24 protein-coding genes are annotated in these 22,674 nt (G+C 64.3%); all 24 read left to right on the top strand.

The window, feature by feature from the left end; all coding sequences use genetic code 11:
• The first annotated feature begins 20 nt into the window (after positions 1-20).
• The 24 genes from LB532_RS18500 to LB532_RS18385 all read left to right on the top strand — a co-directional run bounded on the left by LB532_RS18500 (position 21) and on the right by LB532_RS18385 (position 22,654).
• On the top strand, positions 21-1,832 hold the full coding sequence (locus LB532_RS18500; protein WP_140641562.1) for a DUF1217 domain-containing protein: 1,812 nt from the start codon (positions 21-23) through the stop codon (positions 1,830-1,832).
• Between the two features lie 2 nt (positions 1,833-1,834).
• Complete coding sequence (gene flgF / locus LB532_RS18495) at positions 1,835-2,557, top strand: flagellar basal-body rod protein FlgF (RefSeq protein ID WP_140513633.1); 723 nt, start codon at positions 1,835-1,837, stop codon at positions 2,555-2,557.
• A gap of 1 nt (position 2,558) precedes the next feature.
• The gene (gene fliI / locus LB532_RS18490) at positions 2,559-3,956 is read left to right on the top strand and encodes a flagellar protein export ATPase FliI (protein ID WP_140641564.1); all 1,398 of its coding nucleotides are present in this window, start codon (positions 2,559-2,561) and stop codon (positions 3,954-3,956) included.
• Positions 3,937-4,596, top strand: coding sequence for a hypothetical protein (locus LB532_RS18485; RefSeq protein WP_140641566.1), 660 nt, complete (start codon positions 3,937-3,939; stop codon positions 4,594-4,596). Before fliI ends, LB532_RS18485 begins: the two co-directional genes overlap by 20 nt.
• A gap of 86 nt (positions 4,597-4,682) precedes the next feature.
• The gene (flgB, locus tag LB532_RS18480) at positions 4,683-5,063 is read left to right on the top strand and encodes a flagellar basal body rod protein FlgB (protein ID WP_140496212.1); all 381 of its coding nucleotides are present in this window, start codon (positions 4,683-4,685) and stop codon (positions 5,061-5,063) included.
• Between the two features lie 2 nt (positions 5,064-5,065).
• Positions 5,066-5,482, top strand: a complete 417-nt coding sequence (gene flgC, locus LB532_RS18475) for a flagellar basal body rod protein FlgC (protein ID WP_140496213.1) — start codon at positions 5,066-5,068, stop codon at positions 5,480-5,482.
• Entirely contained in the window at positions 5,479-5,802 is a 324-nt protein-coding gene (locus LB532_RS18470; RefSeq protein ID WP_181168599.1) for a flagellar hook-basal body complex protein FliE, read from the top strand. The genes flgC and LB532_RS18470 overlap by 4 nt, the downstream gene beginning before the upstream one ends.
• Before the next feature lie 11 nt (positions 5,803-5,813).
• Positions 5,814-6,602, top strand: coding sequence for a flagellar basal-body rod protein FlgG (gene flgG, locus LB532_RS18465; protein WP_140513636.1), 789 nt, complete (start codon positions 5,814-5,816; stop codon positions 6,600-6,602).
• A 5-nt stretch (positions 6,603-6,607) separates the two neighbouring features.
• Positions 6,608-7,132, top strand: coding sequence for a flagellar basal body P-ring formation chaperone FlgA (gene flgA / locus LB532_RS18460; RefSeq protein ID WP_140641568.1), 525 nt, complete (start codon positions 6,608-6,610; stop codon positions 7,130-7,132).
• Positions 7,129-8,370 (top strand): flagellar basal body P-ring protein FlgI, encoded by a 1,242-nt coding sequence (locus tag LB532_RS18455; RefSeq protein WP_140641570.1) that lies wholly within the window; start codon positions 7,129-7,131, stop codon positions 8,368-8,370. Before flgA ends, LB532_RS18455 begins: the two co-directional genes overlap by 4 nt.
• Positions 8,371-8,373: 3 nt before the next feature.
• Positions 8,374-8,952, top strand: coding sequence for a MotE family protein (locus tag LB532_RS18450; protein ID WP_140641572.1), 579 nt, complete (start codon positions 8,374-8,376; stop codon positions 8,950-8,952).
• Positions 8,949-9,653 carry a flagellar basal body L-ring protein FlgH gene (flgH, locus tag LB532_RS18445; protein WP_140641574.1) on the top strand — a complete coding sequence of 235 codons (705 nt, stop codon included), beginning with the start codon at positions 8,949-8,951 and terminating at the stop codon, positions 9,651-9,653. Before LB532_RS18450 ends, flgH begins: the two co-directional genes overlap by 4 nt.
• 81 nt (positions 9,654-9,734) lie before the next feature.
• The gene (locus LB532_RS18440; protein WP_263492230.1) at positions 9,735-10,169 is read left to right on the top strand and encodes a flagellar basal body-associated FliL family protein; all 435 of its coding nucleotides are present in this window, start codon (positions 9,735-9,737) and stop codon (positions 10,167-10,169) included.
• On the top strand, positions 10,166-10,897 hold the full coding sequence (gene fliP, locus LB532_RS18435; protein ID WP_140641578.1) for a flagellar type III secretion system pore protein FliP: 732 nt from the start codon (positions 10,166-10,168) through the stop codon (positions 10,895-10,897). The genes LB532_RS18440 and fliP overlap by 4 nt, the downstream gene beginning before the upstream one ends.
• 213 nt (positions 10,898-11,110) lie before the next feature.
• A complete protein-coding gene (locus LB532_RS18430; RefSeq protein ID WP_140641580.1) occupies positions 11,111-12,109 on the top strand; it encodes a flagellin in 999 nt (332 codons plus the stop codon).
• 261 nt (positions 12,110-12,370) lie between these two features.
• The gene (locus tag LB532_RS18425; RefSeq protein ID WP_140641582.1) at positions 12,371-13,435 is read left to right on the top strand and encodes a flagellin; all 1,065 of its coding nucleotides are present in this window, start codon (positions 12,371-12,373) and stop codon (positions 13,433-13,435) included.
• A 124-nt stretch (positions 13,436-13,559) separates the two neighbouring features.
• On the top strand, positions 13,560-15,209 hold the full coding sequence (fliF, locus tag LB532_RS18420) for a flagellar basal-body MS-ring/collar protein FliF (RefSeq protein ID WP_140641584.1): 1,650 nt from the start codon (positions 13,560-13,562) through the stop codon (positions 15,207-15,209).
• Positions 15,210-15,212: 3 nt separating this feature from the next.
• Positions 15,213-15,833: a hypothetical protein gene (locus LB532_RS18415; protein ID WP_140641586.1), complete on the top strand. Its 621-nt coding sequence runs from the start codon at positions 15,213-15,215 to the stop codon at positions 15,831-15,833.
• On the top strand, positions 15,830-17,170 hold the full coding sequence (locus tag LB532_RS18410; RefSeq protein ID WP_140641588.1) for a MotB family protein: 1,341 nt from the start codon (positions 15,830-15,832) through the stop codon (positions 17,168-17,170). Before LB532_RS18415 ends, LB532_RS18410 begins: the two co-directional genes overlap by 4 nt.
• Positions 17,167-18,531 carry a chemotaxis protein MotC gene (locus tag LB532_RS18405; RefSeq protein ID WP_224557038.1) on the top strand — a complete coding sequence of 455 codons (1,365 nt, stop codon included), beginning with the start codon at positions 17,167-17,169 and terminating at the stop codon, positions 18,529-18,531. The genes LB532_RS18410 and LB532_RS18405 overlap by 4 nt, the downstream gene beginning before the upstream one ends.
• Positions 18,528-19,910, top strand: coding sequence for a flagellar hook-length control protein FliK (locus LB532_RS18400; protein ID WP_140641592.1), 1,383 nt, complete (start codon positions 18,528-18,530; stop codon positions 19,908-19,910). Before LB532_RS18405 ends, LB532_RS18400 begins: the two co-directional genes overlap by 4 nt.
• On the top strand, positions 19,840-20,427 hold the full coding sequence (locus LB532_RS18395) for a transglycosylase SLT domain-containing protein (protein ID WP_181169433.1): 588 nt from the start codon (positions 19,840-19,842) through the stop codon (positions 20,425-20,427). The genes LB532_RS18400 and LB532_RS18395 overlap by 71 nt, the downstream gene beginning before the upstream one ends.
• Positions 20,428-20,649: 222 nt before the next feature.
• A complete protein-coding gene (locus LB532_RS18390; protein WP_140549660.1) occupies positions 20,650-21,318 on the top strand; it encodes a response regulator transcription factor in 669 nt (222 codons plus the stop codon).
• A gap of 79 nt (positions 21,319-21,397) precedes the next feature.
• Positions 21,398-22,654, top strand: a complete 1,257-nt coding sequence (locus LB532_RS18385) for a flagellar hook protein FlgE (protein WP_224557035.1) — start codon at positions 21,398-21,400, stop codon at positions 22,652-22,654.
• Positions 22,655-22,674 lie beyond the last annotated feature (20 nt).

The raw sequence follows: 22,674 nt of genomic DNA, 5'->3' as shown, positions 1-22,674 counted from the left end.
CTTCGGCCGGAGGCGCGTCCTTGCTCAGTACCTATACCAGCTACCAGTTGATCACCAGGGACATCGACAAGTCGATCGACCGCATCGAAAAGCAGCCGACGGTCGATCGCGACACCAAATATTATCTGGACAACATCACCAAGGTGAAATCGATCGACGATTTCGTCAACAATGACCGTTTGTTCAAATATGCCATGAAGGCCTACGGCCTGGAGGACATGGCTTACGCCAAGGCGTTTATGGTCAAGGCGCTCAAGGAAGGCGTTTCCGACCCCGACAGTTTCGCCAACAAGCTGACCGACAAGCGCTACGCCGAATTTGTCAGCGCCTTCAACTTCGCCGCCAACGGCGCCAATACCACCGTTTACAACAAGGCGCAGCAGCTGGTGACCGGCAACTATGCGCTGCAAGTCCAGATCGGCGCCTCGCAGGCGGGCTTCTCTTACTATCAGAGCGAAACCGCCTATTATGTCAGCAACATCTCCAAGGTTAAGTCGATCGACGACCTGATGGGCGACAGCCGTCTGCTGACATACGCCATGGCCGCATTCGGGCTCGACGCCGAAACCGAACCGGCCGCAACGGTCAGGGCGATGCTCGAAGGTGGCGTCAGCGATCCCAACAGTCCCGCCAACAAGCTGGCCGACAAGAGTTACGCCAACTTCGTCTCGGCGTTCGACTTCGTCCAGTATGGCGATCAGACGACCACGCGCGACAACGTCCAGCAGGCGGTGCCTAAGGGCTATATGGCCGGAGCCGGGCTGACGTTGGTCAAGCCGAGCGCGCAGTACGTCAAGGGCGAGGCCGATTACTACGCGACAAACATTTCCAAGGTGAAGTCGATTGACGACCTCATGGCGGACAAGCGCCTGCTTACATTCGCCATGGCGTCCTATGGACTGGATGCCTCGACCGAAACCCCGCAGCAGATCCGCGCCATGCTCGAGGGCGGCGTGAGCGATCCCAACAGCCCTGCAAACAAGCTGACCGATAAACGATACGCAAACTTCGTCACGGCCTTCGATTTTGCCCAATATGGCGATCAGACAACCACGCGCGACGCAGTGCTGAAAGATACGCCGAAAATCTACACGACAGGGTCGGCGCTTGGCCTGATCAAGCCGAATGCGGACTACATCAAGTCGGAGACCGCATATTACCTGGCCAACATCACGAACGTGAAGTCCATCGACGATCTGATGGCCAACAGCCGCTTGTACAATTATGCCCTCTCGGCCTATGCGCTGGATCCGGCGACAGAGAGCAAGGACCTCATCCGCAGCGTCCTGGCCGGTGGCGTCCGCGACCCCGACAGCGTCGCCAACAAGATGACCAACAAAGCCTATGCCGGGCTCGCCTCCGCCTTCAACTTCGAACAATACGGCGAAGCGGCCACCACGACCAATCCGGCACAGCAGCCGACCGTGGACAAGTACATGCGCCAGACGCTGGAGGAGGATGCCGGCCAAACCAACGAGGGCGTACGGCTGGCGCTCTATTTCCAGCGCAAGGCGCCTGATATCACCAGCTGGTACGATGTGCTCGCCGACACCGCTCTTGCCAGCGTGGTGCGCACCGTTCTCGGCCTGCCGGATTCCTTCGCCACCGCCGACGTCGACAAGCAGGCGCAGCTGTTCGAGCAGAAGCTCGACATTTCTGATTTCTCCGACCCCGAAAAGCTCGGCAAGTTCCTGACCCGCTTCACCTCCATGTACGAGATCAACCACCCGACCTCGTCAGCCGTGTCGTCGATCAGCGTGCTCTTCGCCAAGCCGGTCACGGCGGGGATTTCCACCGACCTGATGATGGCCATGCAGAAGTTGAAGTTCTGACCATGCGGGACAGTCTCTACGTCGCCCTTTCCTCGCAGATCGCGCTCGAGCGTCGGCTCGACACGATCGCCGACAATGTCGCCAACGCCTCGACCGTCGGCTTTCGCGCCACCGGGGTGAAGTTCGAGGACGTGGTGTCCGGCACCGGGCCGAAATCCGTGTCCTTCGCCTCCTCGGGCAAGACCTATCTTTCCGGCGCCCATGGCTCCCTGACCGAGACCGGCAATCCGTTCGATTTCGCCATACAGGGCGACGCCTGGTTCGCCATCGAGACGCCGGTCGGCACCGTCATGACCCGCGATGGCCGCTTCTCGATGAACGAGAATGGTGAGCTGATGTCGGTCGAGGGCCATCCCGTGCTCGACGCCGGCGGCGCACCGATCCAGCTCGACCCCCGCAACGGCCCGCCCAAGGCCGGAGCCGATGGCTCGTTGCGCCAGAACGATCAGCTGGTAGGCTCCATTGGCCTGTACAATTTCGATCCGGGCGAAAATTTCGTGCGCTACGGCAATTCCGGCATCGTGCCGGCGCGCACGCCCGAGCCGGTGACCGATCGCGCCGATATCGGCGTCGCCCAGGGCTTCGTCGAGGAATCCAACGTCAATCCGGTGCTGGAGATGACGCGGCTGATCATGGTCCAGCGCGCTTTCGAGAACACCGCCGCCCTGATGCGGCAGACCGATTCCTCTACCGACGAGGCGATCAAGACGCTCGGCTCGAAGTAGCATGTCGCTCGACCAGCCAACCCTGCGCGCACCCGAAAGACTGCCCCAGCCAACGCCGGAAGACCGGCTTGCCGCGCTGGAGCGGATATGGCGGCGCTTCAGCGATGCCGAGGGACTGCTCAAACGCGGCGGCCTCGTCACCGAAGTCACATCGACGCATTACAAGGTGCGCGGCCTTTCGGATTTCGCCAGGCTGGGCGATCTTGTCGAACAGCGCGGCCATGCCGGCACGCGCCGCGGCGAGATCGTCAAGATCAGCCGCGACGAGATTGTCGTGGCCCCCTTCGAACGCAGTGCGGATGCCGGCATAGGCGACGCCGTTTTCCGTCGCGGTCCGCTCACCGTGGCGCCGCATGCCTCGTGGCGCGGCCGCACGATCGACGCACTCACCCGGGCGATCGACGGTGGCCCGCCATTGATCAGGGGCGACGGCATGTCCGGGGCCGCCACGCCCGGCGCCATGGCGCGCCAGCGCGTCGGCACCGCCTTCATGACCGGGGTCAAGGTCATCGACATTTTCACGCCGCTCTGTTTCGGCCAGCGCATGGGCGTCTTTGCCGGTTCCGGTGTCGGCAAGTCGACGCTGCTGGCCATGCTCGCCGGCGCAGACGCTTTCGACACCGTGGTCGTGGCGCTGATCGGCGAACGCGGCCGCGAGGTCCGCGAATTCCTCGAGGACACGATCGGCGACAGCATGGCCAAGACTGTCGCGGTTGTCGCCACCAGTGACGAAAGCGCCATGATGCGCCGGCGCGCGCCGGACACCGCGATGCACGTCGCCGAACATTTTCGCGACCAGGGCCACCGCGTGCTTCTGGTACTGGATTCGATCACCCGCTTTGCCCACGCCCTGCGCGAAGTAGCGACGGGAACGGGCGAGCCGCCGGTCGCGCGCGGCTATCCCGCTTCGGTTTTCACCGAGCTGCCCAAGCTGCTCGAACGCGCCGGGCCGGGAGTGGAGGGGAAAGGATCGATCACCGCGATCATTTCCGTGCTGGTCGACGGCGACGACCACAACGATCCGGTGGCCGATTCCGTGCGCGGCATCCTTGACGGCCATGTCGTGCTCGACCGCGCGATCGCCGAACAAGGCCGCTATCCGCCGGTCAATCCGCTGTCGTCCATATCACGCCTGGCCGGCAAGGCTTGGAGCGTCGAGCAGCGCGCGCTGGTGACGCGGCTGAAGTCGATGATCTCCCGCTTCGAGGACACGCGCGACATCCGCCTGCTCGGCGCCTACCAGGGCGGCGCCGACGCCGAACTCGACATGGCGGTGCGCCAGGTGCCCCTGATCTACGAGGCACTGATGCAATCGCCGAAGGACCGCCCGTCCGCTGATCCATTCTCCGATCTCGCCCGCCATCTCAAGGGAAAGCAGAATGCCGAACAAGGGGACTGAGCTCCAGCATACCGAGCGCATCCTGCGCGAAATGATCGCGGAGGCGAAAGCCGAAGAAGAGATCGAAGCCAGCCGCAACTCGGCCATCGACGGGCTCTTCGCCGCGCCGCAATGGCCGCAGCCGCCCAAGGCCGCGTTTCCCAGGCTGGGCAAGAAGGCCGGCCGGCGCAGCGATTTCGTCATCGCCGCGCTCGGCATCACGCTCGGCCTGATCTGCGCGCTGTTCCCTTGGTATATCTTCTTCAATCAGGAACAGTTCGGCGTTCAGGCAATCAAGTTCGGCGGCACCGGCACCAATTCTGGACGCGAGGGCGGCGGCGTGGTTGCCGAGCGCAGCGCGCCGCTGACGGCCAAGGACGTTCCGAATGCCAATATCGACCTGCTTGCCACCGGAACCGTGCAGGATGATCCCAGCGCCGCCCCGGCGCCAGATGACCAGCCCTTTCCGGCCGACGTCACCAAATTCCGCATGGTCCACGTCGCCAATGGCCGCGCCATGATCGAGGACGACACCGGGCTGTGGATGGTCCAGCGTGGCTCGATCCTGCCGGATTCCAACAAGGTGTCGTCGATCGAGCAACGCAACGGCAAATGGGTGATGGTCACCAGCGCCAACCAGGTGATCGAGCTTTCCAGGTAAGTTCGCCGCGCTTGCCGGTTGCGTCCGCCCGCAAGGTCCGCGCAAGACTGGCGGCCTAGTCTTTGGGCACACGCCCGGAGATTCCCATGGAGCCCGTTTCTCTTTTCGATCTCGCCGCCAAGCAAGCGCAATGGCTGGCCGTGCGTCAGTCGGCGGTCGCCGGCAACATCGCCAACGCCAACACGCCGGGCTATACGGCAAACGATGTCGAGCCGTTCGAAAAGGTGCTCGACCGCGCGGCGGTGTCGTTGCAGACGACACAGGCCGGACACCTCGGCAGCGCCGCGACCAATGCCGGTTTCGCGATCAAGCCACAGGAAGACGACGGCGTCGTCATGCCGTCCAAGAACACCGTCGTGCTCGAGGACCAGCTTCTCAAGGCCGGTGAGGTGCGCCGCTCCTTCGAGCTCAACACGGCAATCGTCAAGGCATTCCATTCGATGATGATGATGGCGGTGAAGAGCTGACCATGGACGCGCTCACAGCAGCCCTCAAAGTAGCAGCCTCCGGCCTCGGCGCCCAGTCGGAGCGGCTGCGCGTGGTTTCCGAAAACCTCGCCAATGCCCAGTCGACCGGCACCACCCCCGGCTCCGACCCCTATCGCCGCAAGACCATCAGCTTCGTCTCCGAGCTCGACCGGACCACTGGCAGCTCAACGGTCGAAGTGAACTCTATCGACCGCGATCCCAGCGATTTTCCGGTGGAATTCCAGCCCGGCAACGAGGCCGCCGACGACAAGGGCTACGTCAAGATGCCCAACGTCAACGTGCTGATCGAAATGGCCGACATGACCGAGGCCAACCGCTCCTACGAGGCTAACCTGCAAGTCGTGAAGCAGGCGCGCGATCTCATTTCAATGACCATCGACCTGATGAGGAACCAATGATCGTGAACGGCATCGGCGCGCTCAACCTGAAGCCTGGACTTGGCGACACGGCGACTGAGCTGCTTCAGGGGGGCGTTGCGCCCGCGACCGCAGGCAACCTCGGCACCTCCTTCGCCGAAGCGCTGAGCCAGGCGGCCACAAAGACCGTCAACACGCTGCAGAACGCCGAGCAGGTCTCGGTCCAGGCGCTCAAGGGCGACGCCGACACCCGCCAGGTCGTCGATGCCGTGATGAGCGCCCAGCAGGCGCTGCAGACTGCCGTCGCCATCCGCGACAAGGTCGTCTCGGCCTATCTCGAAGTCAGCCGCATGGGCATCTGAGGAGTTCGGCCATGAAAGCACTCGCCATCGCCGCCACCGGCATGAACGCCCAGCAGACCAATCTGGAAGTCATCGCCAACAATATCGCCAACATCAACACCACCGGCTACAAGCGGGCGCGGGCCGAATTCTCCGACCTGCTCTACCAGGTCGACCGCACGCAAGGCGTGCCCAACCGCTCCAACGCTTCGCTGGTGCCGGAAGGCGTCTCGATCGGCCTCGGCGTCAAGACCACCGCCGTGCGCAACGTCCATACCCAGGGCGAACTGACCAGCACCGGCAACAGTTTCGATATGGCGCTCACCGGCAGGGGCTGGTTCCAGATCGAAGGCGCCGATGGCGGCACGCTCTACACCCGCGCCGGCGCCTTCAACACCAACGCCACAGGCCAGCTGGTGACAGTGGACGGCGCCAGCGTCATCCCAGCGATCAACGTCCCGGTCGACGCCGTCGAGGTCATCGTTAACAAGACGGGCCAGGTCTTCGCCCGCATCGACGGCCAGACCGACCTGCAGAATCTCGGTCAGCTCCAGATCGTCAACTTCGCCAACGAAGCCGGACTGGCGCCGCTCGGCGACAATCTCTTCCAGGAAACGACCGCCTCTGGCCCGGCCAATGCCGGCGTGCCCGGCGATCCAGGCTTCGCCACCATCCAGCAAGGCTATCTCGAGGCCTCCAACGTCGACCCGGTCAAGGAAATCACCGAACTGATCTCGGCGCAGCGCGCTTATGAGATGAATTCCAAGGTCATCCAGGCCGCCGACGACATGGCCTCGGTCGTCTCCAAGAATATCAGGTAACGACAATGGCCGCTCCGGTCTCCTGCTCCGCGTTCCGCCGCACCGTGCTCGTCCTTGCGCTGGTGACCGGCGGCATGCCGGCTTTCGCGCAGGACGCGGCCAACCGGTCGGCAACGCAGATCGCCAGCAGCCAGCCTGCCGGCGAGGTCGTGCTGATCCCAAACCGGGTCATTTATCCCGGCGAGACCATCGAGCTTGCGGCCCTCAAGCAGGTGACCCTCATCCCCGGCAAGCACAAGCCCGACGCGGTGGCGACCCTTGCCGAGGAACTCCAGGGCAAGATCGCCAAGCGCACGCTGCTGCCCGGCCGCTACATCCCCGCCGCCGCGATTCGCGACGCCTGGCTGGTCGAGCAGGGCGCTGCCGTGCAGGTTTTCTTCATCGCCGGCGGACTGACGATATCGGCCACCGCCGTGACCTTGCAGCCAGGCTCGGCCGGCGATCTCATCAAGGTTCGCAACAGCGACAGCGGCAAGATTCTCTCCGGCACGGTGATGGCTGACGGAACCATCCAGGTCAGCGCTTCATGACGCGTCCGTTTATTCTCCTGCTTGCGGCCGCGCTCGGCCTGCAGCCCGCCTTGGCCGACGGCCTCACGCCCAAGGCCAAGCGCGAACTCGCCGCCAGGAATGGCGGCGTGTACGACGATCCTGAATATGATCCGGCCACCACCACGCGCATGTTCCGCGTCTCGCCCGGGCCAAGCTCGCTGCCGCCGGGCCAGGTCGCCTCGCGCATCAAGGACATCGCGCAGCTGCAGAGTTCGCGCGACAACCAGCTCGTCGGCTACGGCCTGGTCATCGGCCTCGCCGGATCGGGCGACAGCTTGCGCAACTCGCCGTTCACCGAACAGTCGATCCGCGCCATGCTGGAGAATCTCGGCATCGCCACCGAAGGCGGCAGCGCGCGCGCCAAGAACGTCGCCGCCGTCATCGTCACCGCCAACATGCCGCCCTACGTGCAGTCGGGCGCGCGCATCGACATCGACGTTTCCTCGATGGGTGACGCTACCTCGCTCGCCGGGGGCACGCTGATCATGACGCCGCTGAAGGCGGCGGACGGCGAAATCTATGCTGTCGGCCAAGGCGCGGTCATCGTGTCGGGCTTTACCGCCCAAGGTCAGGCCGAGCAGTTGACGCAAGGCGTCCCGACCGCGGGCCGCGTGCCGAACGGCGCCATCATCGAGCGTGCCGTGAAGGCCGAGTTCGATGACCAGCCGATACTGACGCTGCAGTTGCGCAATCCCGATTTCTCGACCGCCATTCGCATCGCCGACGCGATCAATGACTACACCAGCCAGCGCTTCGGCATGCGCGTGGCGGCCGAGCGCGATTCCCGCACCGTCCAGATCAGACGGCCGAAAAGCGTCTCGGCGGCCCGCTTCTACGCCGAGATCGAGAACCTCGTGGTCGAATCCGATACGCCGGCCCGCGTCGTCATCGACGAGCGCACCGGCACCATAGTCATCGGCAACGACGTCAAGATCTCGCGCGTGGCCATCAGCCACGGCACGCTGACGGTGCGCATCACCGAAGCGCCGCGCGTCGTGCAGCCCGAACCCTTCTCCAAGGGCGAGACCGCCGTCGAGCCGTTCACCGCCATCGACGCCAGCCGGCCCGACGCGCGCGTCGCCGTGCTCGACGGCCCCGACCTGCAAACCCTTGTTTCCGGCCTCAACCGTCTCGGCGTGAAGCCCGACGGCATCATTGCCATCCTGCAAGGCATCAAGTCGGCCGGCGCCCTGCAGGCCGACTTGGTTCTCCAATAGGCGATGCCGATGATCTCCTCCCTCTCATTCGATCAAGGACGCCGCCCCGCCGCGATCCTGTTCGCGGCCTGCGCTCTGACGGCCTTTTCAAGCGGCGTGCATGCCGAAGAAGCCGTCCGCCAGGTCCTGCCGGGGGCGCCGCCCGCACCCGCGCCGCAGCTGTTGGCCCGGGAGAAGGCTCCCGACCAAAGCGAGATCGAGCGCTTCTGCTCCAACATAGCCGACGCCGCTCGCGACCGCCGCTACGTCTTGCAGGCGGAGGAGTTGAAACAGCTCCAGGCCGGCATCGACCAGCGCATGAAGGCACTGGACGAAAAGCGGGCCGAATACGAGACCTGGCTGAAGCGGCGCGAGGTGTTCTTGGCCCGGGCCGAGGACAGCGTCGTCAAGATCTATGCCGGCATGAAGCCCGACGCGGCGGCCGAGCGCCTGGCCATCGTCAATGCCGATCTCGCCGCGGCCATCCTGATGAAGCTGGATTCGCGCAAGGCCGGCGTCATCCTCAACGAAATGGACCAGAAGGCGGCGGCGACGCTCACCGGCATCATGGCCAGCGCAGCCCGAAGGGTAGATCCGTCATGATCCGCAGATCGCTTGTCCTGTGCGCGGTCGCAGCTTTGTCCGGCTGCGGCACCAATCTCAAGGAGATCGGCAGGGAGCCTTCACTGTCGCCGGTCGGTTCCGGCATCGGCAATGAAGGAGCTTCGCCCTACAGCTATCCCGAGCCGCCTGCGGCGCCGGTCAAGAAATTCTCGCTGTGGGACGATCGCCAGAGCCGGCTATTCACCGATCCCAGGGCCTTGCGCGAAGGCGACATTCTCACCGTCAGGATCAAGCTCAACGACAAGGCCAACTTCAAGAACCAGAACGACAGGAGCCGCACCGCCTCGCGCAAGCTGGGTTACGACGTCACGCTCGGATGGGAAGACAAGAGCACGAGCGGCAAGGGCGACGCCGGCCTGAACTCCAGCACCGAAACCAATGCGGACGGCGAGATCAAGCGCTCGGAGAACCTGGAACTCAACGTTGCTGCCGTCGTCACCGAAGTCCTGCCCAATGGCAATTTGATGATCAGGGGCTCGCAGGAAGTACGTGTCAATTATGAGCTCAGGGTGCTCACCATCGCCGGCATGGTGCGCCCCTCGGATATCGGCGCGGAGAACACCATCTCCTATGAACGCATCGCCGAGGCGCGCATCTCCTATGGCGGCCGCGGCCGCGTCAGCGAGGTCCAGCAGCCGGCCTACGGCCAGCAGATCCTCGACCAGGTTCTTCCGTTCTAGGGCATTGGAGACCGCAGCACCGTGGCCAGCGTCGAACAGGTTCCGTCTCGCAAGGGTCCTTCCCTTGCCGTTCAGGGCGCCATGCTGCTCCTGGTGACGGCTGCCGCCATCGGCATGGGCTGGTTGTCCGGCGGCTATCTCAAGGGTGTGGGGGCACCGGCATCGGTACCCGTCGCGCCGGAGAACGAGGGCAAGGTGCCCAAGCCCGCCGACGTGAAAGAGCCCGGCACGGGACCGTCACTCGTCGCGCTGGCGCCGATCACCACCAACATCGCCTCGCCCGCCGAGACCTGGATCAGGATGGAAGTGTCGGTGGTCTACGACGCGCCGCAGCCGCCGGCAATGTCGGATGAGATCCATCAGGATCTTCTGGCCTTCGTGCGCACCCTGAAGATGCACCAGATCGAAGGCGCCAGCGGCTATCAGCACCTGAAGGCCGATATCGAGGAGCGCGCCTCGATCCGCAGCCAGGGGCATGCCAAGCAGGTACTCATCAGGACGTTGCTGCTCGAATGAAGAAATTTCTTCTTGCCGCGGCGCTGCTCGGCGCCGCCACATCGATCGCGACGGCCCAGCAACTGGACCTCGGCGGCATCGGCAAGGCCGACGGCACCACCGTCGGCTACATCATCCAGATGTTCGGCCTGCTCACCGTGCTGTCGGTGGCGCCGGGCCTGCTGATCATGGTGACGAGCTTCACCCGTTTCGTCATCGCCTTCTCGATCCTGCGCGCCGGCATCGGCCTGCAGTCGACGCCGGCGAACCTCATCCTCATTTCGCTGTCGCTGTTCATGACCTTCTATGTCATGGCGCCGACCTTCGACCAGGCCTGGAATACCGGCGTCAAGCCGCTGATGAACAACCAGATCAGCCAAACCGAGGCCTTCGAGAAGATTTCCGATCCCTTCCGCACCTTCATGCTGCACAATGTGCGCGACAAGGACTTCGACCTTTTCGCCGACCTCGCCCGCGAACGCGGCCAGACCGTTGCGAAGGAAACCGTCGACCTGCGCATCCTGGTGCCCGCCTTCATGATCTCCGAGATCAGGCGCGGCTTCGAGATCGGCTTCCTGATCGTGCTGCCGTTCTTGGTCATCGACCTGATCGTCGCCACCATCACCATGGCCATGGGCATGATGATGTTGCCGCCGACGGTGGTATCGTTGCCGTTCAAGATCCTGTTCTTCGTCCTGATCGACGGCTGGAATCTGCTTGTCGGCAGCCTGGTGCGCTCCTTCAACTGATCGCGCCCGGCGCCGGCCGCACTCTCCCGTTTTTTTTCGACAATATTTTCGATTAACCGTCCGGTTTAGTCCTTTGGTAGGGACTTGCCGCCATATTCCCCGCAGATGGCGGGTGATCGGGTCTCAGACAGATCATTGGCATGATGCCGCTCCGTCATACCGGCCAATCCGGTATGTCAAAAAACACCTGTAAAAAGTAAGGTACGAGTAGACATGGCCAGTATCATGACCAATGCCTCGGCGCTGACCGCGCTGCAGAGCTTGAACGCCACCAACAAAAACCTCGAAACCACCCAGGCCCGCATCTCGACGGGCTATCGCGTTTCCCAGGCTTCGGACAACGCCGCTTACTGGTCGATCGCCACCACGATGCGTTCCGACAACCAGCAGATGTCGACCGTTTCGGACGCGCTTGGCCTCGGCGCCTCGAAGGTCGATACCGCTTACACCGGCATGAACAGCGCGATCGACACCATCAACCAGATCAAGACCAAGCTGACCGCCTCTTACGGCCAGACGGATGCCGACAAGGAAAAGACCCAGACCGAAATCGCCGCCCTTCAGAAGCAGCTGAAGGCCTATGCCGACGGCGCCAGCTTCTCCGGCACCAACATGCTGTCCGTGGACAGCGGCACGGGCACGTCCGTGGCGGACGTCAAGATCGTTTCGGCCTTCAACCGTGACGCTTCCGGCGCGGTTTCGATCTCGACGATCGACGTCAACGTGGAAAGCACTAAGCTCTACGAGGCCGGCACCACCGCCGGCACGGCGAAGGGCATTCTCGATGCCGACCGTCTCGGTACCGACGGCAGCGTCGTCGCCACCGCGTCGAACCCTGTGGCGGGCGTCGCTTCCGCGGTCACCGACACCTATTCGGTCGCCACGCTGAAGGTTTTCGACTCGACCACCGGTAAGGGTTTCAGCGACTCGCAGATCGCCGACCAGATGAAGGTGGTTGACGCCGCGCTGAAGGACATGACGAACGCCGCCACCACGCTCGGCGCCGCCAAGAGCAGTATCGACCTGCAGAAGACCTTCACGCAGAGCCTGATGGACTCCATCGACCGCGGCGTCGGCCAGCTCGTCGATGCCGACATGAACAAGGAATCGACCCGCCTCCAGGCCCTGCAGGTTCAGCAGCAGCTCGGCATCCAGGCGCTGTCGATCGCCAACGGCTCGTCGCAGTCGATCCTGTCGCTCTTCCGCGGCTGATCGCCTTCACCCCACGAACAGCACCAAATATCGGGCCGCGCCAAAAGCGCGGCCCGATTTGCGTTTGCTCCAGCCCCGCGCAATCCTCGTTCCTTAACTGTCGAAAGCTGACTTTTAACAGGGCGTTAACCATATCGCGCTAGCTATGGTTAACCAATAGCTTACGACAGGTTGTCGAATCGGCCCGACCGGCACGATCGCAGCCGATGGGCAGGCCGACCAGGCCTGTGGGCATGCCGGCTTAGAGAAGGAGCGAGTTTCTTGGCGAGCATCATGACGAACGCTGCGGCGTTGACTGCACTTCAAAGCCTCAACGCCACCAACAAGTCGCTCGAGCAGACACAGGCCCGCGTCTCGACGGGCTATCGCGTCTCCGAGGCCTCCGACAACGCCGCCTACTGGTCGATCGCCACCACCATGCGATCCGACAACCAGGCGCTCTCGACCGTGCAGGATGCGCTCGGCCTCGGCGCCTCGAAGGTCGACACCGCCTATACCGGCATGAACAATGTGCTGGACACGATCGGCAAGATCAAAACCAAGCTGCTTTCGACCGTCGGCCAGACGGATGCCGCCAAGGCAAAGACGCAGACCGAAATCACGGCGCTTCAGGCGCAGATGAAATCCTTTGCCGACGCCGCCACCTTCTCCGGTTCGAATTTCCTGTCGGTGATCTCCAAGCAGGTGTCGGCCGCCAATGACGGCGTCCAGCCCGACTCCAAGATCGTGTCCTCGTTCAACCGCACCTCATCCGGCGCCGTCCAACTCGGGACGATCGACATCGATGTCGAGAGCACCAAGCTTTTCGATTCCGGTCTCGCCGGCGACGTCAAGAACCAGGGCATTCTCGACCGCAAGACATCGGTCTATTCGACCGCGGCCGCGCAGACCCTATATGACACCGCCTATGCGGCATCGATCGCGGGTGGATCAACGGATATCGCAGCCAACACCGCCGGCCAGACCGCGGCGGGGGCGGTTGCCAAGGTCGACAACATTTCCGCCTACAATCTCGACATCACTGCGGCGGGCGTGACCGACGACATCATCACCCAGATGATTACCAAGATCGACAATGTCATGAGCCAGCTGACCGATTCCGCCACCATCCTCGGTTCGGCCAAGAGCTCGATCGATCTCCAGAAGACCTTCACGCAGAGCCTGATGGACTCCATCGACCGCGGTGTCGGCCAGCTCGTCGACGCCGACATGAACAAGGAATCGACCCGCCTCCAGGCGCTCCAGGTGCAGCAGCAGCTCGGCATCCAGTCGCTGTCGATCGCCAACAGTTCCTCGCAGTCGATCCTGTCGCTGTTCAAGAGCTGACCGCCCGCTCGACGTCTTCACCTCAAGGTTGACGGGCCGCGCGCCGAGCGCGGCCCGATTTCATTTTCGCACAAGCTTCGAGGGCTAGTGTTCCAGCGGACAGTCATGCTGGGAGTAGTCGACCGTGCCGGAACAGATCCAGAGCATCATCGCGAATCTCCGCGGGTTTGGCGTGAAGCGCCTCGCCATGCTGGCGGGCATCGCCGCATTGGTGATGAGCGTCATCGGTGTCGCTTCCGTCTATCTCAACCGTCCGGCCTACGACACGCTCTATGTCGGGCTCGACCGCGCCGACGTGAACCAGATCGGCCTCGTGCTGGGCGAGGCCGGCATCGGCTTCGACGTCGGCTCCGACGGGACCTCGGTCCTGGTCCCGGCCGGCACCACCGCGCAGGCGCGCATGCTCTTGGCCGAAAAGGGCCTGCCGACCAGCGCCAATGCCGGCTACGAACTGTTCGACAATGTCGGCTCGCTCGGCCTGACCTCCTTCATGCAGCAGATCACGCGTGTGCGCGCGCTGGAGGGCGAGATATCGCGCACCATCCAGTCGATCGCGGGCGTCAAGGCTGCGCGCGTCCATATCGTCATGTCCGAGCGTGCCAATTTCCGCCGCGACGAGCAGCAGCCCTCCGCGTCGGTCGTCATCCGTTACGCCGGCATCGACGCCGAGAAAAGCGCCATGTCGATCCGCCATCTCGTCGCCGCCGCCGTTCCCGGCCTGTCGGCCGACAAGGTGACGGTGCTCGATTCCAACGGCAATCTGCTGGCGGCGGGAGATGATCCCTCCAACACAAGTGCCGCCCGCACGCTTGGCGTCGAGCAGACCGTCGAGGCGCAGATCGGCGACAACATCCGGCGCGCCCTCACCCCTTATCTCGGCCCGGACAATTTCCGCGCCAGCGTCAAGGCCGACGTCAACACCGATACCCGCCAGACGGAGGAGACGATCTTCGATCCGGAGTCGCGCGTCGAGCGTTCGGTGCAGTCGGTGCGCGCCAACGAGAACAACAACCAGAAGCAGGCCTCCACTCCGGCGAGCGTCGAGCAGAACCTGCCCGAGACGCAGACGACCGCCACCGAGGGTCCGCAATCCTCCTCGCAGAACGACCGCAGGGAAGAGATCACCAACTACGAGATCAACTCCAAGAAGATCGCCACCGTCTCCAACGGCTACAGCGTCACCAAGATGTCTATCGCCGTGGTGGTCAACCAGGATCGGCTGAAGGCGATCCTGGGCAAGGACGCCACACCCGAACAGATCGCCAAGCGCGTCGCCGACATCCAGAAGATGGTGACCTCTGCCACCGGCTTCGACGACAAGCGCGGCGATGTCATCGACGTCTCGGCGGTCGAGTTCATCGACGGGCTCGACGGCGAGGCGGTCCCGCAGGCCGGAATGCTCGATTCCGTCGGCCAGCATGTCGGCACGCTGATCAATGCCGGCGCCTTCATCGTCGTGGTGTTCCTGGTGGCCTTCTTCGGCCTGCGCCCGATGGCGGCGGCCCTGACAGCAAAGGCGACGCCGGCCATAGCGGGTCCCAATTTCGACGAGGTCCAGCGCTCGCTGCCGACGCCGGAGGGCACGGCTTCCGCCGAAGCCGGTTCGGCGGTCGGCACCTTGCCGGGCGTGCGGGCCGGTTCCACGCCGCTCGACGACCTGCGCCAGAAGATCAGGCCCGCACCGCAGGAGCGGCTTGCCCGCATGGTCGACCTCAACGAGGAGCGCACAGCGCAGATCCTGCGCAAATGGGCGGCCCAGGAAGTTGCGGTGTAGTCCATGCCTTCCCTAGCCCTTTTCGATCTCCTGCCGGATTTCGGCACGCGCCCGCAACGTGTCAGCCAACCGAAGGCCGCCGCCGAGCACGAACCGGAAGCAGCCGCGCCGCAAGCCGATATCGGCACGCTGATCGCCGAAGCGGTCGCCCAGGCGGAGGTAGCGCTTGGCGAACGGCTTGCGGCTGCCCACGAAGCAGCGATGGACGCTGAACGCCGGGCGAATGCCGAGGAAGCGAAGGCCTTTCTCGAGAGCTTCGGCGGCGATGTCGGCGAGGCGGTCTCGCTGCGCATCGATGCCATGGAGGCGCGCGTGACGGACCTCGTCGCCGCCACGGTTGCCCGCATCATCGGCGGCATCGTCAGTGACGACCTGCAAAAGCGCTCGCTTGAAGCGCTTGCCGGTGCGGTCCGCGAAGCGGTCGGCGATGGCGAAGCGGTGCGCATAGTCGTTCGCGGACCGCTTTCCCTGTTCGAAGCGCTGAAGGCATCGCTCGGAGCGCGCGCCGCCAATCTCGACTTCATCGAAGCTCCCGGCTTCGATCTCACGGTCTCCATCGACGAAGCGGTGTTCGAGACGCGCATGGCCGAATGGGCGGCAACGCTCTCCCAGGTGTTGGCATGAGCGTCGCCGATGCCGATCAGGGCAGGCACGAGATCATCATCGTGCGTCGCGGCCATGACGACCACGAGGAAGGCCATCACGGTGGCGTCTGGAAGATCGCCTTCGCCGACTTCATGACGGCCATGATGTGCTTCTTCCTGGTCATGTGGCTGATCAACGCCGCCAACGAACAGACCAAGGCGGCGGTCGCCAGCTATTTCAACCCGGTGAAGCTGGTCGACCGCACGTCGAGCCGCAAGGGCCTGGAAGATCTCGGCGACGGTCCCCGCGCCATCGGGCTGACCGCCGACAATCCGGAAGAGGCGGCCACCAAGGCCGGACAGGACGGAACCGGCGGCGCGGGTTCATCCGATCCCAAAAAGGAAAAGCAGGAGCCACAGCAGTCGGAGCAGTCCGACGAACACCTGTTCGCGGATCCCTACGCGGTGCTTTCGGAAATCGCCACCAACACCGGCGTCATGCAGAACGTCAGCCAGAAGGGCGATGGCGGCGCGCAAAGTGCCGGCCCGGCAACGGGCGCTTCCGGCGGCGCCTCCTATCGCGATCCGTTCGAGCCTGATTTTTGGTCTCAGCAGGTCGCCTCGCCAGGCGCCGAGGCCAGCGCGCAGCGCGCCAGGATCGAAGGTGATCCGGTGAAACCCGGTGACAAGGCCGCCGAGGCGCAGGTCGCCAAGGTCAAGGCCGTGCCGCCTGCGCCGCCGGTCATCGCGGCGCCGCTTGAACCTCTGGCAAAGGACGGCAAACCCATATCGGCAATCGCCGAGGCGGGTGATGCGAAAGCCGGCGCTGCCGGGCTCGCGGACGCCAAGGTTGCCGCCGCCCAGGCCGCCCAGGCCGCCAAGCCCGACACCGGCGAAAAGGCGCCGGGTGCAGCCGCGCTCAAAGCTGCGGCCGATGTCAGGCAGCAACTGGCCGATGCCTTCAAACCTGGCGACAAGTTGCATGATGGGGTTTCCGTCGAAGCCACCGACAAGGGCGTCGTCATCTCGATCACCGACCAGCTCGACTTCGGTATGTTCGAGGTCGGCTCGGCGATGCCGCGCCGTGAACTGGTGCTGGCGATGGAAAAGATCGGCCGCATCGTCAACAGCCAGAAGGGCACGATCAGCATCAATGGCCACACCGACGCGCGGCCGTTCCGCAGCGCCGGCTACGACAATTGGCGGCTGTCGACGGCGCGCGCGCATTCGGCGTACTACATGCTGGTGCGCGGTGGCGTCGACGAACGCCGCATCACCGAGGTCGCCGGCTTCGCCGACCGCCAGCCGAAGGACCCCGCCGATCCGCTGTCGGCCGTGAACCGCCGCATCGAGATATTGATGGCGACCGGCGGATGAGGCGGGCGGTCTTCACCAGCCGCTTGATGGGCCTTTTGCTGTTGGCCGGCCAGCCTACGGCCGCCCTCGCCCAGGATCCGTTGCAGCCCTACCAGCTGGTGCGCTCGCTGCAGCTTATTCAAGACCGTATCGCCGTCGGCGACCACGCCGCGCTACCGATGCAGTCCAAGCTGCTGGAGATGATCGATACGCGCCTGCGCGAGGCGGACAAGGACGATTTCAAGGATCCGAAGAATTTTCGCGCGTTGCTGGTCTACGGCATGAGCGGCGGCAACCCGGTGACCGTCGAGGCGGCCGTATCGCGCGCCGCCGCCGATGCGCGGGACCTAGCCCTTGCCAGGGGCGTCATCGATTACCTGAACGGCCGCCCCGGCGAGGCCATCGAAGCCTTGAAGCCTGTCGATCCGATGGCGGAGCCCAGCGACCTGGGCGCCTTCCTTGCCCTGGTCAAGGGTTCGCTGCTCGCCGGCGACCAGCCGGCCGCGGCGCTGGTGTTGCTCGACGAGGCGAAACTGCTCGGCCCCGGGACGCTGGTCGAGGAGGCGGCATTGCGGCGCTCGGTCGGCATTGCGGTCGCGCAGCGCGACGCGGCGCGCTTTGCGCTTGCCTCCACACAATATGTCGAGCGCTATCTCTATTCGCCCTATGCCAGCCAGTTCGCCGACTCCTTCGTCTCGGGCGTGATTGAGCTGCACATGTCGATCAGCCAGGACAAATTGGCCGATATCACCTCGATGATGGATCCCGAGCGCGAGAAGGTCATTTATCTTCGCATCGCACGCCGCGCCGCGATCGATGGCCTGAACGAATTGTCCGCCTTCGCCTCGGCGCGGGCCGAGCAAGGCCGCGACGGCAACACCAATCAGGGCGATCCGCGTGCCCTGCTCTACTCAAGCCTGTCCACCGTGACATCGAGTACCATCGAGGACGTGCGCGCCAAGCTGGGCAAGATCGACCGCAGCCGGTTGTCGGACGGTGACCGCGCGCTGCTCGACGCCGCCGAGGCCATCGCCGGCGAAGTGGTGGCGCCGCCCGCTTCCCTTCCGACCGCCAGACCGGCGCCTGCCGAGGCCATGCCATCGCACGAGCCCGAGCCTGCCGCCGCGCAGGCCGCCGACGCCGCCGGATTGCCGCCCGTCGAGGGTGCTGTCTCCGAACAGCCGGCCGTCGCGCCATCCGGCGATGCAGTGGCAGCTGCGCCGAACGCGCCGGCTCCGGACGATGCGGCAACTGTCCTGCCGGCATCGGCGCCGGCGGCCGCGGCCAGCACCGACACGTCAGACCCGACCGATGCCGCCATGGTCAAAACTCGTCGACAGCTCGACCTGATCGACCAGATGCTTGGAGCCGCTCCGAAATGACCCCCAGCCTCGGTCCGGCGCTGCCGGGAATCACCACCGCGCGCACGACGGCGGAACAGCCGGCGGCGACCGGGAAGAATGACGACACGGATTTCGGCAAGATGCTGGACGACAAGGCCGGCCCGGCCCACCCGGACAAGCATCCGGCAGCCGGGGCCGGATCGCGCGATGAGCGCTGGAGCAGGCTTGCCGCCGGCACTGCCGGGCAGAAGGACGAGCCACTGCCGGCTGGCAAGGCAAGGATCCCATCCAGCGGAATGCCGGCCGCGAAAACAGCCAGGGACGACAAGACCGCCGAGCCGGACAAGGACACCGCGGACAAGGACGCCGATGGCGCAGCGGCCGAGACAGGTACGATGCGGCTCAAGGACCATCTGCCGTTGCTGATCGCGTTCCATGACCTGCGCCATTTCTCGACATCGGCCAGGCCGGCCGATACGAGCGAAACCGGGCAGGAACCGGCGCTCGACGGGCAGCTCCTGCCGAAAGCCGACCGGCCGAAATCCGCCGCCGGGCATGACGATCCCGAGCCGATGTCGAAGCCCGAGCGGGCATCGCTCGTCGATGGGTCACTGACCAAGCTCGATGGCCAGTCCATCCGCGAAGCCGCCGGCACGCCGAAACGCGACAATGCGATCGCGGCCGGGCCGCTGCCCGAGACAGCGCCGGCCGAAGTGCCGGACGTGGATCCGAAGCAGGCGGCACCACAGCTGAAGTCCATCGCCGATGTGCAGTCCTCCTTGCGGTCCGGGCCCGGAAAACAACTGTCGGCGGCAGGGCGCATCGACGTGGTCTCCGAGCGCAGCTTCCCTGCCCCGCCGCAGGCGCCGATGAGCCAGGCGGCCCTCAACGTGATTGGCGCCATAACAGCCGATGGCGGCCCGAAAACGGCACTTTCGACAAGCTCCGCAACCGCGCAACTGACAGGCCCTGTTGCCGCCGCGACACATGTGTTGAAGATCGAACTTCATCCGGCCGAGCTTGGCATGGTCACCGCCAATCTTCGCCTCTCCGGAGAACAACTTTCGATTGAGTTGAAGCCTCAAACACATGACGCCTACCACCGGCTGTCCTCGGATAGCGATGCCATCGTCAAGTCCCTGCGCGGACTCGGCTTTGAGGTTGACAAGGTCATGGTATTGCAACCTTCGGTAGCGGTCCCCGCAACGACCCGCACTGATGCAACCGCATCCTTGCAGACGGCAGTGGGCCGCGACCAGTCGTCCTTTCAACCCGGGAATTCCGGCGGCGGCAACAGCGGCGCCGGCGGCCAGCAACCGGGCCAGCAATCCGCGGGAAGGCACAATGATGACGCGCAAACACACGGCCGCCCCGCTTCGCCTTCTCGCGAGCGCGCTGGCGGCGATATCTTTATCTAGTCTCGCGGGTGCCGCCGCTGCCGCCACCAATGCTTGCGAACCGGAGATCCTACGCGCCGCCGACCGCTATGGCGTGCCGGCCGGCATCCTCTATGCCGTCGGCTTGACCGAGACCGGCAAGAAGGGCAGCTTGCAGCCGAACGCATTGAATATAGAAGGAAAAGCGGTCTTCCCGACAAGCCGCGCCGAAGCTCTTGCCGCTTTCGCCAATGCCCGACGCGAAGGCAAGATGCTGATCGATCTCGGCTGCATGCAAATCAATCACCACTACCACGGCGCGCATTTCCGCAGCGTCGAGGACATGCTCGATCCGCGTCAGAATGTCGATTATGCAGCGCGTTTCCTGGCCAGCCTTCATGCCCGTCACGTGACCTGGTCGATGGCCGTCGCCCGCTATCATGCCGGGCCCGACAACGACCCGGCGCAGAAGGTCTATGTCTGCCGCGTGATATCAAACATGGTGGCCACCGGCTTCGGCAAATGGACCGGCAACGCCCGCACGTTCTGCAACCCATGAGCGTATTCTTGCATCTCATGCAATCAGTCGCAAAGTCTCGGCGTTGCGCTTCGACTTGGCCGGGACTTGGAGCACGAAGCATATCTCACCCCACGCTAATGCAACCGATGCGATTCCGGACTCCCAAGAAACTAGTTACAAGAAATGATGGTTGTTCAGGATTCCTGCCAGCGGATACGGCTTTCCCCACGGGGCAGATGAGCTGATTCGGAGGCGGGGCCGATGATCGTTATCGTTGACGAGCGAGAGCTCGTGACAGACGGATACAATTCACTTTTTGACCGCGAGGGCATCGCCTGCGCCGGCTTCGCTTCCGGCGAATTCGGCGAGTGGGTGAACTCGGCCGCCGATGCCGATCTGCGCTCGGTCCGGGCCTTCCTCATCGGCGACTGCCGCGAAGGCGCGATCTCTCCGCGCCAGATCCGCGACCGCACCGGAGCCCCGGTGATTGCTCTCAGCGAGCAGCATTCGCTGGAAAACACGTTGCGGCTGTTCGAGAGCGGTGTCGATGACGTCATCCGCAAGCCGGTCCATATCCGCGAGATCCTGGCTCGCATAACAGCCATCCGCCGCCGCGCCAACGAGGATGCCGCCTTTACCGAGATCGGCGCCATGCGCATCTTCATGGATGGCCGCGACCCTGAAATCGATGGCCAGCCGCTTCCCTTGCCGCGCCGTGAGCGCCGCATCCTCGAATATCTGGCAAGCAATCGCGGCCGCCGCGTCACCAAGACCCAAGTATTCAACGCCATCTACGGCATCTTCGACGAAGAGGTCGAGGAGAACGTGGTGGAAAGTCACATCAGCAAGCTGCGCAAGAAGCTGCGCGAGAAGCTGGGCACCGATCCGATCGATTCCAAGCGCTTCCTCGGCTACCGGCTGGTGTTCTGATGCGCCGCCGCGCCAGCCTCGCGCAAGACAGGACGCGTAGCCTCGCTGCCAGTGGCATGGACATTGCGGAGACATTTCGATGAGCCTCTACGGGATGATGCGGACCGGCGTTTCCGGCATGAACGCGCAGGCCAACCGTCTGTCGACGACAGCCGACAACATCGCCAATTCCGATACCACCGGCTACAAGCGGTCCTCCGCCGAATTTTCAACGCTGGTCATGCCCTCGACGGGCGGCGCCTATAATTCCGGCGGCATCACCACCACGATCCGGCAGGCGGTCAGCGATCCCGGCGTGCTCCAATACACCACCTCTGTCTCCGATCTTGCCGTCAGCGGCGACGGCTTCTTTGTCGTTCAGGACCCGAGCGGTACGCCTTTCCTGACCCGCGCCGGCGCCTTCGTTCCCGATGGACAGGGCAGGCTGGTCAACTCGGCCGGCTTCCAGCTGATGGCCTACAGCTACGAAAATGGCGTGCCGGCGGCGACGGTGAACGGTTTTGAAGGATTGGTCCCGGTCGTCATCTCCGACCAGGGAATGACCGCGACCCCGAGCACCGAGGGTCTCTACAGCGGCAACCTGCCCGCAGGCGCGACGCCAGTCGCGGCCGGCAACCTGCCCACCACCAACGCCGCAGGCGCGCAGTACACCTCGAAGTCCTCGATGGTCGCCTATGACAATCTCGGCAACAAGAAGCTGCTCGACGTCTATTTCAGCAACACCGGCGCCGGCACCTGGCAGGTGTCGGTCTTCGACCAGTCGAAGGCGACCGCCGGAACGTCATTCCCCTACGCCGGCGGCGCGCTGGGCTCGGCCAACCTGACCTTCGACACGACCACGGGCAAGCTCACCGGCGCCGTCGACAGCGTCTCGCTCACCGTGCCCAACGGCAGCGCCTTTTCGCTGGATCTGTCGGCATTGACCCAGCTCGGCACCGGCTTCACGGTTTCGGACGCCCAGGTCAACGGCAACGCGCCGAGCACCATCGACAAGGTGCAGATCAGCAAGGACGGCACCATCTACGCCCAGTACAAGGACGGCTCCACCAAGCCGCTCTACAAGATTCCGCTGGCCGATGTGCAGAGTCCCGACCAGCTCACCGCGCTGCCCGGCAATGTGTACTCGCAGGGCACCGAATCCGGCGCGGTCCGCGTCGGCTTTGCCAATGAAGGCAAGCTCGGCTCCATCATCTCCGGCGCGCTCGAGAATTCGAACGTCGATATCGCCGAGGAACTGACCAACATGATCGCGGCGCAACGCAGCTACACCGCCAATTCGAAAGTCTTCCAGACGGGTTCCGACCTGATGGACGTCCTTGTCAACCTGAAGAGATAAAACCGGGCAACGCCCGTGAA

The sequence above is a fragment of the Mesorhizobium sp. ESP-6-2 genome (genome assembly GCF_020164675.1).
Taxonomy (GTDB): Bacteria; Pseudomonadota; Alphaproteobacteria; order Rhizobiales; family Rhizobiaceae; genus Mesorhizobium.
The sequence above is the reverse complement of the archived record's forward strand: the minus strand, read 5'-3'. Positions and strand labels throughout refer to the sequence as shown.